Origin of the sequence: Anaerotignum neopropionicum (assembly GCF_001571775.1) — a bacterium.
Taxonomy (GTDB): Bacteria; Bacillota; Clostridia; order Lachnospirales; family Anaerotignaceae; genus Chakrabartyella; species Chakrabartyella neopropionicum.
Genome location: NZ_LRVM01000004.1, coordinates 114,706 through 127,844, shown reverse-complemented (window position 1 = coordinate 127,844; position 13,139 = coordinate 114,706). Strand labels below are relative to the sequence as shown.

The 13,139-nt window shown below is 38.8% G+C and carries 16 protein-coding genes; 2 read left to right on the top strand and 14 right to left on the bottom strand.

The genetic code is table 11. The features are described 5' to 3' along the window. Window position 1 precedes the first annotated feature (1 nt). From CLNEO_RS07820 to CLNEO_RS07800, 6 genes are all read right to left on the bottom strand, one after another. Window positions 2–424 carry a Fur family transcriptional regulator gene (locus CLNEO_RS07820; protein WP_066086950.1) on the bottom strand — a complete coding sequence of 141 codons (423 nt, stop codon included), beginning with the start codon at window positions 422–424 and terminating at the stop codon, window positions 2–4. A gap of 33 nt (window positions 425–457) precedes the next feature. Then, window positions 458–1,285 (bottom strand): metal ABC transporter permease, encoded by an 828-nt coding sequence (locus CLNEO_RS07815; protein WP_066086947.1) that lies wholly within the window; start codon window positions 1,283–1,285, stop codon window positions 458–460. Between the two features lie 22 nt (window positions 1,286–1,307). After that, a complete protein-coding gene (locus CLNEO_RS07810; RefSeq protein WP_066086944.1) occupies window positions 1,308–2,078 on the bottom strand; it encodes a metal ABC transporter ATP-binding protein in 771 nt (256 codons plus the stop codon). Next, window positions 2,075–2,956, bottom strand: a complete 882-nt coding sequence (locus CLNEO_RS07805; RefSeq protein ID WP_066086941.1) for a metal ABC transporter solute-binding protein, Zn/Mn family — start codon at window positions 2,954–2,956, stop codon at window positions 2,075–2,077. Before CLNEO_RS07805 ends, CLNEO_RS07810 begins: the two co-directional genes overlap by 4 nt. Before the next feature lie 971 nt (window positions 2,957–3,927). Next, window positions 3,928–4,095, bottom strand: a complete 168-nt coding sequence (locus CLNEO_RS15780; RefSeq protein WP_157723512.1) for a hypothetical protein — start codon at window positions 4,093–4,095, stop codon at window positions 3,928–3,930. A gap of 45 nt (window positions 4,096–4,140) precedes the next feature. Then, entirely contained in the window at window positions 4,141–4,446 is a 306-nt protein-coding gene (locus CLNEO_RS07800; protein WP_066086938.1) for a PadR family transcriptional regulator, read from the bottom strand. A gap of 93 nt (window positions 4,447–4,539) precedes the next feature. Between CLNEO_RS07800 and CLNEO_RS07795 the strand changes: the two genes are divergently transcribed. Continuing rightward, window positions 4,540–5,154, top strand: a complete 615-nt coding sequence (locus CLNEO_RS07795) for an ABC transporter ATP-binding protein (protein WP_066086935.1) — start codon at window positions 4,540–4,542, stop codon at window positions 5,152–5,154. Between the two features lie 10 nt (window positions 5,155–5,164). After that, on the top strand, window positions 5,165–5,941 hold the full coding sequence (locus CLNEO_RS07790) for an ABC transporter permease (protein ID WP_066086932.1): 777 nt from the start codon (window positions 5,165–5,167) through the stop codon (window positions 5,939–5,941). A 324-nt stretch (window positions 5,942–6,265) separates the two neighbouring features. Here the strand turns inward: CLNEO_RS07790 and CLNEO_RS15775 are convergent, their stop codons facing one another. The 8 genes from CLNEO_RS15775 to CLNEO_RS07755 form a co-directional block, all read right to left on the bottom strand. Further along, window positions 6,266–6,424, bottom strand: a complete 159-nt coding sequence (locus tag CLNEO_RS15775) for a hypothetical protein (RefSeq protein ID WP_162266464.1) — start codon at window positions 6,422–6,424, stop codon at window positions 6,266–6,268. Between the two features lie 184 nt (window positions 6,425–6,608). Next, window positions 6,609–7,073 (bottom strand): GNAT family N-acetyltransferase, encoded by a 465-nt coding sequence (locus CLNEO_RS07785; RefSeq protein WP_157723510.1) that lies wholly within the window; start codon window positions 7,071–7,073, stop codon window positions 6,609–6,611. 35 nt (window positions 7,074–7,108) lie between these two features. Next, the gene (locus CLNEO_RS07780) at window positions 7,109–7,831 is read right to left on the bottom strand and encodes a maleate cis-trans isomerase family protein (protein WP_066086927.1); all 723 of its coding nucleotides are present in this window, start codon (window positions 7,829–7,831) and stop codon (window positions 7,109–7,111) included. After that, window positions 7,828–8,745, bottom strand: a complete 918-nt coding sequence (locus CLNEO_RS07775) for a DMT family transporter (protein WP_066086925.1) — start codon at window positions 8,743–8,745, stop codon at window positions 7,828–7,830. Before CLNEO_RS07775 ends, CLNEO_RS07780 begins: the two co-directional genes overlap by 4 nt. 98 nt (window positions 8,746–8,843) lie before the next feature. Continuing rightward, entirely contained in the window at window positions 8,844–9,902 is a 1,059-nt protein-coding gene (locus CLNEO_RS07770; protein ID WP_066086923.1) for a DctP family TRAP transporter solute-binding subunit, read from the bottom strand. A gap of 16 nt (window positions 9,903–9,918) precedes the next feature. Further along, window positions 9,919–11,196: a TRAP transporter large permease gene (locus CLNEO_RS07765; RefSeq protein ID WP_066086920.1), complete on the bottom strand. Its 1,278-nt coding sequence runs from the start codon at window positions 11,194–11,196 to the stop codon at window positions 9,919–9,921. After that, a complete protein-coding gene (locus CLNEO_RS07760; RefSeq protein ID WP_066086917.1) occupies window positions 11,193–11,810 on the bottom strand; it encodes a TRAP transporter small permease in 618 nt (205 codons plus the stop codon). The genes CLNEO_RS07765 and CLNEO_RS07760 overlap by 4 nt, the downstream gene beginning before the upstream one ends. Window positions 11,811–11,951: 141 nt before the next feature. Next, entirely contained in the window at window positions 11,952–13,130 is a 1,179-nt protein-coding gene (locus tag CLNEO_RS07755) for a M24 family metallopeptidase (RefSeq protein WP_201032886.1), read from the bottom strand. Between the last annotated feature and the right edge of the window lie 9 nt (window positions 13,131–13,139).

Below are 13,139 nucleotides of genomic sequence, written 5' to 3'. Positions count from 1 at the left end.
CCTATTTTTTCTTACAATCGGGACAGTAACCAAAAAACACGAGCTTATGGCTGATAATCTCAAACTTAGTTTCATTTTCAAGGGCTATTTCATACTCTTTGATTGGACAGTGATCCAAGGCAATAATTTTTCCGCAGGAAATGCAGATAATATGGTGCTTATGACCAATGCCGATTACTTCATAAACAGCCTTATTATCTGTAATGTTGCTTTTTTGCACCAAGTTTTTGGAAACAAAAACATCAAGAATCCTATAAATTGTGGAAAGGCTCATATTTTTTTCTTGTTCCATCAGTATTACGTAAATTTCTTCAACCGTTAACGGTACATCGGAATCCGTCAACACTCCAAAAACCAATTCTCGCTGTTTTGTTGTTTTAATGCTGTTCTTTTTGAATATTTCTCTACAATCTTTGCCTTCCATAGAATCACCTTCCCATATAAATTATAGAATAGTTCAATTTATTTCATTACGCAATTTCGATTTAATCAAAAAAGTAATGTAAACAAACAAATAGCCTATTGCAGAAAGAATGACAATGGCCGCACCTGACGCAACATTTAGCACATACGATAGCCATAGCCCCGCGAAACAAAATAAACTACCTATCATTATAGATAATACCATTCGTAATTTCAAGTTTTTTGCCAATAACCCTGCTATGGCAGTGGGTGCCGTAAACAGCGCCAGAATCAAAATGATTCCAACAACGCGGATTAAAACCACAACGGACATTGCAATTAACACAAAGAGAAGATATTCCATAAACGCTGTTTTTATCCCTATAATGGAAGCAAATTCCTCATCAAACATATAGGCTTCCCAATAACTAAATAAAATGGTGATAACAAGCACAACAATAAAGGTGAACGCCGCCATAAAGTAAATGTCTCCCCTTGTTACCGAAAGAATGCTCCCAAACAAATAGGATGTTAAATCAGGGGGATACCCCGGCATCATGGCAATAAATAAAATGCCAAGAGCCATTCCCAAAGACCAGAAAAGTCCAATCACAACATCCGAGCGCGTTCCTCCCCTTCTTTTGATATAGCCTATACCCAAGGCTGCCAATACAGAAATGAACAGGGCGCCAATAATCGGTTCGAAACCAAAAAAATATCCCATCCCCACCCCGCCATAGGAAGTATGGGCAATTCCGCCACTCATCATAATCAGCCTTTTTTCCACAATAATCACACCAATAATACCGCAGACGATACTGGCAAAAATGCTGGCAATCACTGCATTTTGCACAAATTGGTACTGGAATAAAGATAATAGCATATTTTTTGTCCTCCTTCTTATTTTATATTCCTTGCATCCCTCCATGTTTCAAAAGGTCTAAAGGGTATCCATATAAAGCCTTCGCTATTTCTTCATTCAACTGGGTTCCACCATGATAAACCAACCTTCCGTTCATGCATGCCAAGGTTTTCACCTGGGAAGATACTGCAAGCAAATCGTGGGTAACCATAATAATTGTCATGCTTTGATTCAACTCACTAAGCAGGGAAAAAATTTGTTCTGCTGAACTTGCATCCACACTTGCCGTTGGTTCATCCAAGAGTAAAAGCTTGGGTTCCACCGCCAATGCCCTTGCAATCAGCATTTTTTGGAATTCTCCGCCGCTCAACTGGGAAATCATTCGATCCTTTAGCTTATAAATACCTACTCTTTTAAGGTATTCATCCGCCTTTTCCTTATCCTTTTGTGTATATTGATGAAACAGGGTAAAATTCGGCTTCAACATTCCCGTCTGAACAACCTGACGAACGGTAATGGGAAAGGCCTTATCCAGTGCCGAAATTTGGGGCACATAACCAATGAGTTTTTCACTTTTTCCCGGTTTTCTCCCATAAACGGATATTTTCCCACAAGATGGTGTTACCAACCCTAAAATTGCTTTAAGCAAGGTAGTTTTGCCGCCGCCGTTTGGACCGATAATCCCCAAATAATCCCCCTCCAAAACATCAAGAGAAACACCTGCAATTGCAGGTGTTTCTCTATACTTAACCGTCAAGTTTTTTATGCTAACCGCATTTTTACAATCCCCAGAACCATTTGTTGCATAAATCATTGCATAACCTCCGACATAACTTCTGCCATTTTTTTGAGATTTTCTATATAATCAGCAGCAAGGGGCGCCATCTGAACGGTCTTCCCCCCAATTTCTTCGGCGAAGGATTCAGCCTGTGCACTTGAAATTTCAGCTTGATAGAAAATCGCCTTTATATTCTCTTGTTTTGCCAAATCTATCATTTCCCGTAGTCTTTGAGGTGTTGCTTCCTTACCGCCATCTTCCAGTGCATACATTTGAAGGCCATAATCATCAGCAAGATAGCCGAAAGCGGGATGGAACACGATAAACTTCTTGTTCTGAACACCCTCAAGAGCAGTTTGAATTTGTCCGTCCAATACCTCAAGCTGTTCTATGTATGCTTGGGCATTCTCTTCATATTGAGCTTTGTTTGCAGGATCAATTTCCGCCATTTCGCCAGCAATAACCTGAACCATTACAATTGCACGTTTTGGTGAAAGCCAAATATGAGGATCTCTTTCCCCGGGGGCAATCTCTCGATCAGAATATACCTGTGAAACAGCATCCTGAAGGCTGACAATCTTCATTCCTTCTATTTCCTTGGCTTTCGGCATAATATTTGCTTCTTCTGTAGGCACACCGATGGAAAAATACAATTGAGCATTACTAAATTGCTCCATCTCCTTAGGTGTTGGCTCATAATTCTCAGGGCTGCTTCCCGGGGGAACCAAAACAACCACATCCGCCATATCTTTGCATACTGCCTTTACAAAGGTTTCCTCAGGAACTATAGATACTGCTAACACGGGTTTCTGGGTTGTTTTTGCTTCGGTATTTTCTTCCTTATCTGTACAGCCAGCCAGCATGAAAGGAACCATAATCAATACTAAAATACTAAATAAACCTATTTTTTTCATTTCTATACTCCTCCCTTTGAAATTATTGTTGTGTCAAATGCAAACTATTCGCATTTGCAACAATGATTATAATAAATTAAAATTAATCTGTCAAGTATTTTCCAGTTGAACCATTAAACTTTAATAATTATTTCCATTTTATTCAACTTTTAACAGTTATCTGCTTATTACCGAACCAATTATTTTCAAATAAAAAAAGTCGATTCCAAATGAAATCGACGCAGCCTGTCGAAGAACCTCGGACCCCGCCCAAACCTGCTTGCTTTTTGTAAAATCAAGCCCAAAAACTTACGTACAAACCGCATATTCATGAGGTTTGTATCGGGGTCAAGGTTGCAATGGCAAAGTAGTGCCATCTGCAAAAGGACAGCTTTGCGCAGCAAAGTGATGACCCCTCACTGCCCAAGATGTTCCATAGTGATTGTACTTTCTGTTAAGTTTGGTTTGTGGTGATTCAATCTTAACACAGAAAAATTTCTATGGATTTTTTATTTCGTTTAATTTGATTTTACTATGAAACAATAAATTAATTTAATGAAACACTCACTGCTTCTTGCATTATAATTTTTGTACCTAATTATTGATTTTTTTACTCTAAATTATTCTTTATCTTTTGAAAGATTAGTCGTAGCGTAAAATCTACGGCTTTTTTTGCTCACGAAAGAAAAAAAAATCATGCTTAATGCATGAATACAATTTTAAAAAAATCACCGCTTTACACAAAATCAGAATAGGTCTTTTAAAATGACAAATATATTTCCAAGCAAATGTTTAGAAACCGCCTTGTCCCACAGTTTAAAAGCACAAACACAAACTTAGAATTTATAGAAAATTTGTCGCATGGATAACAGGCTTTTGCCCCCAACGATTATCCTTCGCTTCTTGACATTGTATGTAGCCCTGGTATATACACCAAAAAATTTTCAAAAATAGGCGATTAAGTAACGGGAATTGATTTATCCAACCGATGATTATGCAAAAAAAATTGGTGTTCTTACAAGATTTAGATATTTAATACTTGATCTTAAAGAAGCATTAAAAATTCCATACTTTAAAACAAAAGCATCAGCCCAGTGAAGCAACGCTTGTCTAATTCTTTCATATATTTTCAAAACCATCAAGAGAATCTTATTGCCCATCACAACATTTCCTTGGGCTGTTGCGCAAAATCAACCAAAGGAGGATTAATTAATTTCTCCCTTTAACTCAGTAATTTTCTCCTTCGCCTGCTCCAAAACTGAAACACCCTTTTCCGTAATTGAATAATATTTTCTAATCTTGCCTGAGATTGTTTTATTTTCCCAGCTCAACAGTCCGTCCTTTTCAAGATTGTGAAAGATAGGGTACAATGTTCCCGCACTGATTTCATACCCATGACGTTTTAATTCCTCTATCATCCAAGCGCCATAAATGGGCTCTTTTTTTGCATGATGCAAAATATGAACTTGTATAAAGGCCAGGAATAATTTTCTCAAAACTGGTTCTTGCATTTTAGTACCTCCTATGCTATACTTGTATCGAAAACCGATATTGATTTCCGATAACATTATAACATATTTTATTAAAATAGACAAGGAGGATTTATGGATTTATTTTCTCTAAATGATGTTCAAATTCAGGGCATTGCCAGCTATAAACAAATCGTAATAGAGGAAGGCCGTACCACTTTTATCTGCGGAAAAAGCGGTTGTGGAAAGAGCACCCTGCTAAAGCTGCTCAACGCATCAATTTCCCCCGACCGTGGCGAAATAAACTATCGCGGAAAGCCCATTGCAAATTATAACACGGTTCTCCTGCGACGTGATGTAATACTGCTTTCTCAGAATGTTTTTCTATTTGATAACACCATAAGAAACAATTTCGTGCAGTTCTATGGCTATCGAGAGCAAACCCCCCCAACAGATGAAAAAATTGCAGAATTTTTGCAGCTATGTTCTATCAGCCTTTCTTTGGATACAAACTGCCAAGAGCTCTCGGGAGGTGAGCGCCAGCGTGTTTTCGTTGCCATTTGTCTGTCCTTTCTCCCCAAGGTTTTAATGCTGGACGAACCCACCTCCGCACTTGATGATTCCACATCAGAGGCGCTTATATTTAACCTAAAGGGGTATTGCGTAAAAAACAAAATTACTTTAATTGCAGTAACCCATGATAAATTGCTGGCACAGCGTTATGCAGATACAATTATTAACATGGAATAGGAGATGTGACATGAATCATATTGTTGTATTGAATCTTTGGCAATTCGGTATAGTATATTTGCTTTTACTGATTGTTTTGGCGATAATGAAACACTGTAAAATCAACCAGAGTAAATTGTTGGTTGTGGGCAGCTTCCGCATGAGTGTGCAGCTTGTGCTTGCCGGGCTAATATTAACTTATATTTTTAAGAATCCTCACCCACTATTTGTTTTATTGTACCTTTCTGCAATGATTGCCCTGTCTATTCACACGGCACTTGCAAGAAACAAGGGCATCAATCGACGATTTCAACGAATCGTTGCATGTGCCCTTACACTAAGCGGTCTTTTTGTTATCTTATTTTTTGTAACAGGAGTCGTTGGTGTCAGCTTTTGGAATCCCCAGTATACCATTCCAATCAGTGGTATGATTATGGGAAATGCCATGACAGGCGTTAGTCTTGGGCTGAAAACCTTTCACGAAAATATCACAATCCAGAAAACCCAAATTGATACATTACTTTATATGGGTGCTGCCCCAAAAAATATTTTGCTGCCCTTTGTAAACAAAGCAGTGGAAACGGCATTGCTGCCTACGCTCAACTCCTTACTGGGCATGGGGATCATCTCCCTTCCCGGCATGATGACAGGCCAAATCCTATCGGGGACATTACCAACAACAGCAATTATGTATCAAATCGCTATTATGATAGCAATTACCGCAGTGGTTTGCCTAGCAGTATTTTGCTCCTTATTTTTTGGATACAGAACTCTTTATAACAAACAAAACCAAATAAAGTTTACTTAAAAAAGAAAAATCTTTTTTTGCAGCACCGATGGCGCAGTGTCATCCCCCATGGCCGTTACTGCAAGAAACGACGCTGAAAAAAGCTGAAAAAATGAACGCAACAAAAGAACTGTTGGCCGCCGTGGGAATCATTGATAATCGTGTTTCATAGTATTCCAAGGGCATAAAGACGCGGCTCAATATTAAAGCACTACTGTATGAACCAGCGCTGCTCTGTTTGGATGAACCCACCAGCGACCTTGATCCCACCAACAGCCATATCATAAAGGATTTTATTTTAGCAGAAAAGCTAAATGGCAAAACCATTTTGCTGACCATCTATAACTATGCAAGACCGCGGAGCTTTGCAACGGCGTGGCGTTTCTCGTAGGTAACAGCATCTGTACACTTGACAGAGCCCTCAATTTGATTAGCGGGAACCCTCCATACATGGGTACCGTCCTTACTGCGGATATCATTGTTTTTCAGATATTCCTGCATCATTTATCTCATTGCTGCTTTTTGAGAGCTATCATTTTTTTTGCCATAAATAAACCTCCAAACCGAGTAATTTTTCTTGCATCAGTTTAGAGGTTTACACAAACTTTGCGCTACTCCTATGAAATGCTCTGGAAGCGATTTTATTGTTTCTGCATTTAGCAATTCTATTACAGCAGGCCATCCTTATTCATTGGTTCTTTCCAATGAAAACGCAATATACCGTTTCACGAAAGCCCTCATCCTTATATTTTTCTTTCTCTGTTATTGTACCTTCCAAATCCTGTACTAATTTTTTAACCATACATTGGCAAATAATATTGTCATCATCAATAGCAATTTCCAGCTCGTCAATTCCCATTTTCTTTGCTGCAGTCATAATGTTTTCCAGCAACCTTCTCCCAATCTGCTGGCCTCTTTCATTGGAGTTTACAGCGATTTGCCAAACAAATATCTTTTGTTTTTCCATAGATAAAAGAGCTCCTATATATCCTATAATTTGACCGTTTTTTTCTGCCACAAGGCAAGTAGACGGAAAATATTTTCCAAGCATCCAATATATATAATTATTATAAGATGCCACAAAGGGCGCTCCCTGTGCTAAAATTTCTCTCACCGTCTTGATATCGCCTTCTTCTAATGGTCTAATGTACAAAACATTCCCACCCTTCATCATTTCAAAGTTTCCATTTACTTTTCAAAGAGAGCTCCATACCCTTTCACGTGGTCATTAATATGAATACAACGCAAAGCATTCCACATAGAAGCCTGAATTGCCGTAATCACCGGCTTGTTCAATTTTTTTTCTAATCTCTCTATAATTGGTATGGTTCTAAGCCCCGTACATAAAATTAGTAATGCTTCCGCCTCTTCACAATCGGCATCAAAACAAAACCGATATACTTCATCCAGTTTCACTGCGTCAATCTGACTGTCTGTAATCAAGCCCATGCCCTTCATACTACATACTTCAATATCATTTTCCTTCAAATAAAGCTCTGCTTTTACGTTTACTTCATCAATATAAGGCGTTGCAACTGCCACTTTTTTAATATTCATATTCCTTAATGCATTGATTACTGAGGTAGAGGTTGTGGTAAATTTAATATTTGTTCGTTCCTCCATATCAGCAATCATTTGTTTTTCATAAGCCACGCCATTAATAAAGCTTGCACTGGTACACCCCAATAAAATAATATCCGTAGGGATATGTGACAACAGTTCGCCTGCCTCTTGTATGCTTAACAGTAACTTGTTCAGCCCTTCTACATCAGTTTTTCCCAAGGGAACCCTTGTTGCTTGGATAGAAATCCCCTCTGGTGCCATTTCATTCAATTCTGGTTCCATAACCCATCCTGCTGAAGGATAAATCAGCCCTATTTTCCCTTTATCTCCATAATTCATATCATTCATAACAAATTCTCCCCTTCCAAAACATTTTGTATGTTAGCAGCTTTATTATAATTCAGCCGAATCACAGCCGCCACAATCAACAAAACCCCTATAATTTTGAATAAATTGATTTCCTCATTAAAGAAAACAAAGCCAATCATACAAGTTGTTGTTGGTTCAATGGTTGTGATCATCGCGGCAGTGGATGCTGGAATATACTCCATTGCTTTTACATATACCAAATTTGAAATGGTGCCGCAAAATACAGCAAAATAAATACAAGTAAGTAGCAACGTACGATCTGCAAAAACCTTCCCTAGGGCCTGTGGAATATCTACCATAAATGATATTGCCGCCAAGGAAAATATAAAATTATAAGTAGTCACTGTCCATGCATCGTACTTTTTCATCATCACTGACGAAGTAATGCTATATACAGCGAAGCATACGCCTGAGGCCACCCCCCATAAAACTCCTGCAAACGAAAGCCTTCCCAAACCTTCATTGAAAACTCCCGTCACCAAAATACAGCCAAGCATAATCAAAAAAAGACAAGTTTTTTTTATCCCAGTTAATTTTTCCTTAAAAAAAACAACAGAAAACAATGTAACCAAGGCCGGTGCCGTATACACCAAAATTACCGCAACGCTAATTGGAATTCGGCCCACTGCATAACCATAAAACATGCCATAAAATAAATATCCTACCACCCCACAAATGATGAGCAGTAGTAAATCTCTTTTACTTTTGATTCTAGATATTTTTTTTGCAAATAACATGTCGAAAACTACAATTGATAACACACAAAAAAAAGCTTTTGAAAAAAAAATTTCATTTTCCGTTAATCCATGGTCAAGCAAAATTTTTATTACCGGGCCGCCCGTTGACCATATTATAGAAGCTAACACCACCAATAGTGCTCCAAACCTCGCCATTTTGTCACCTAGCCTTTTTAAGATACATTTTGGAAAATTCCGAAGAATGCCAAGCAGAATAAATCCACCTGGCATACCTCGATATCATTTATATTCTTTTATTGTTCGCTGCTCACAGTTTGTTCTGCTGTCTTTATATCTTCTCCCAGCACATCCAGCAAAGATTGCCCTTTCTCTCCTACAAGGTTTAAATACCAATCATAGCCACTAACCGCCTTTTCTTTGAAAACATTACGTTCTTCTTCCGTATATTCTTTTAGAGTGATTTGAGGCTTATTGTCGATGATCTTTTGCAGGCGTGAATCAGCATACTCATTTTGTATATCAAAGATATACGAATCCAGTTCATTTGTAATATCAAGTACCATTTCCTGTTCTTCTTCTGTCAAGCTATCCCAAAAAACAGGGTTTACGCAAAATGTGCCAACAAATATTTCTTGATTTAAAAAGTTTAAACACTTCTGAACCTCGTAAAACTTCATTTCCTCAATAGCAAACACCGGATTTACCTGCCCATCAATCATATTCAACTGAAGGTTACTATAAGTTTCCATATAAGGAACAGGCGTTGGATTCGCACCATATGCTGAATACGATGCAATCAAAAGAGGTGACGCCATAACTCTGAGCTTAAAACCCTTCATATCGTCAGGTTTATTAATTGGATGGTTCGACGTAATTACCTGGAACCCTTCTTGGAACCAAGCCAAGGGGATAATATCCTTTGCTCTGTATAACTCATTGATCTCTTTTATTGCATTTCCATCATTTAAAACCCTTCTATTTACTTCCATATCATCAGAAAAAACAAATTGTAAGCTTAATAACTGATTTTCCGGAACAATTGTTGCAACGGTTGCTGGGTTATTAATGCTGAAATTTACCGCATTATATCGAATCAGTTCAACAGCGCCAACGCCATCACCCAACTGACCTACAGGGTAAACATCCACCCTAATCTCCCCATTGCTTCTTTCTTCCACTTGCTCTTTAAATTTCATCGCATACATATCTTGAATGCTGCCAACACTTTCCTCATGAGAAAATTTCCACACCTTAACGTCTTCGTTTTCTGTCATATCTCCACTTTTGCCACACGCAGTTAATGACATCAAGCCCGATATCATAAATATAAATAGCAATGCAATTTTTTTCATGTGCTTCCCTCCTTTATCAATAAACCAGGTGATAGAACCAAGTTGCAGTTTCCGGAACCAAGATGAACAAAATGGAAGCAAGCGCAGCAAGAATTAAATATGCCGGAACGCCTTTTACAACTTTTAGATATGGCAGATTGAAAATGGCACTTGCTGTAAAAATGTTACATCCAAATGGAGGGGTTGCAGAACCAATTGCACACTGAACAGAAATAATTAATCCCAGGTGAATCGGGTCAATTCCTGCCGCCATTGCAATTGGGTAAAAAATCGGTGTTAAAATCATAATAACCACAAGCTGATCGGCAAACATACAGCCAATAAAGAAAAATACCGTTACCCAAATCAAAACCTGGAGTTGGGTGGGTGCATCCCCCAACAGCGCAGAGGTGAGCAACTGAGGGATTTGTGCGTAAGAGATCACCCAAGAGAATGCCTGCCCACAGGCTACCAAAATGAAAATTGTAGCTGTCAGCATACCCGTTGATTTTGCAATCAAAGGAAGATCCTTGATACGAATAGATCTATATACAAAAACCTCAACAACCACGGCATATAATACAGAAATTGCAGCAGACTCTGTAGGGCTGAAAATACCCGAATAAATACCGCCTAAAATAATTGCGGGAAAGCCCAAGGAAATAAGCGCACGCTTAAAGGCAACGCCTCTTTCACTCCAGGTGCATTTCTTTTCCTTTGGTGTTTTTTTGATTTTTGCGCGAATTACCGCATACCCCGCAAACAAAAGGAACAACACCAAACCAGGACCAATACCTGCCATAAATAACTCGGCTACAGATGTGCCTGTTACAACACAATACATAATCATAATTACACTTGGCGGAATCAAAAGTGCAATATTTGCAGAATTGATGATTAAACCAACGGCATCTTCTTCCTCATATCCTTCTTCTACCATGGTTGCCTTCATTGGTTTTCCAACGGCCACTACCGTTGCCTGTGTGGATCCGGAAATCGCACCAAACAAGGTACAAGTTGCAGCCGTAGAAACCCCCAAGCCGCCGCTGATATGTCCTATCAAGGAACCAACAAAATCCAGCAAACGACGAGAAATTTGACCGGCACACATAATATCAGCCGAAAAAATAAACATAGGTACGGCCAATAGCACAGATGATGAAATGCCGCTAATTAACTGCTGTGCTAAAATAATAGGGTTTACCAGTGGGAAGTATACCAACAGAACCGCAGCTGCCGCTACAATCAAAGACATAAACATAGGAAAACCTGCCAGTAATAATCCAAACATACAAACTAAGAGCAATGGGATCATGGAGCATCTACCTCCTTATTCTCTACCTTGTTTTCTGTCTCACTATTTGCTTCCAACTCTTTATTTTCAAATTCCTTATATTCCACTTCATAAATCATTTCCATACCTTCGCCACATTTCACATGGGAGCCCATATAAATGTCACGTTGAGTAATATTTTTAATAAAACAAATCAAATATTGTACTGCAACCAAAAACATGCCTAATGCAACAATTGCAACTAAAATCCACATGGGCAATTCCAATGCCGTACTGATGCGGCTTACCTTTGCATTATCCAATGCATATCTGATAAAAACGTATGTAAGCCAAGATGTTACAACCGTTGTAAAGCCGGAAATGACAATTGCCATTACTTTTTTTACCGCTCTGGGTGCATTATCCACAATGGCATTCATGTTAATATGCTTATAAAATCTCGCTGCAGTACTGATTCCTAAGAAAGTTACAATTACCATTAAAAATCCGCCCAATTCTTCGGCGAAGCTCAAACTATTATTCAATACACTCCTGCAAAATACATTGATAACCAACAAAACTGCCATGATAATAATGATATAGCCTAACAAAAACTCTTCAATTTTTAAAATAAATTTATTGATTTTCTCAATCATTTTTTTCCACCTCTCTCATTTATTGGACCGAGGATTTACGCTTGCCATAGTATTCTTTCCTTTTCTCGCTCCGAAAGAACACTCTATTTTCGACAATAGGCACCGATCCCCTGATCAGTGCCTATTGTCTTAGCAATAAAATTAGTCGTTAACAAAAAGCTTTCTAGGGAAATGAGCAAATGTCTCATGTCCTGTTTCTGTCACAACAAGAGCTTCACTAATAGACACACCATAATCATCTAAATACATGCCAGGAATACAATGGAATGTCATGCCAGGCACAAGTACTGTTTTATCTCCAGGTCTTAAGCTTGCAGTATGTTCGCCCCAATCGGGAGGGAAATTCAAGCCCATGGAATAGCCAATTCTGGACTCCTTCTCCATCCCATGCTTTGCCAACACATTCCTCCATGCAGCTTCTACCTGCTCACATGTATTCCCCGGTTTTACCTGTTCAAGGGCAGCATTTAAGCCTTCAATGGCAATTTCAGCTGTTTCCATCACTTGATTAGAAGGTTTCCCGATGCACACAGTTCTTGCCATAGGAGAATGGTATCTCATATGACAGCCTGCCAGTTCTACGGCGATAACAGTATTATTAGGATATTTTTTGTCTGTCCATGTTAAGTGAGGTGCCCCTGCTGTCTCTCCCTGAGGCATCAAAGGTACAATTGATGCGTAGTCGCCACCAAACTCTTGGGTGCCGCGCAACTGCGCTTCATAAATTTTTGCTACAACATCGCATTGGCGTGCGCCTGCACGAAGATTGTCGATTGCAGCCTGCATCGCCAGTTCGGCAATTTTGCCTGCTCTACGCTGTAAAGCAATTTCATTGGGAGATTTGACGATTCTTACCCAATTTACCAACAAATCACCATCTACAAAAGTTGCGTCGGGCAAACCTGCAATCAATCTTTCAAAGGCTCTTGCAGTAAAATAGTAATTATCCATCTCTACCGCGATGGTCTTATGATCCAACCCCAACTCTTTGACAACAGATGCCACATAATCCATGGGGTGCTTCACCAAGCTTTGAACGTGATCATCGCTATATGCTCTTACATGAGCATCATCCAGCCATGTTGTTTTTACAACGCCGCAGAATGCATCCATATAGCGACCAATAAAGTAAGGCATTTCTTCCTCAATATTAATCAAAACCATCTGATGTACATAAAAAGACCAAGCATTATGTCCTGTCACATAGCACATATTCGCAGGATCTGTAATCAATAATACATCAATCCCCTTTTCAGCCATGCTCTTTTTTACTTTAGCAAGTCTTTCAAGATACTCCCTTTTTTCAAAAGGCATTAACATTAAAATCAC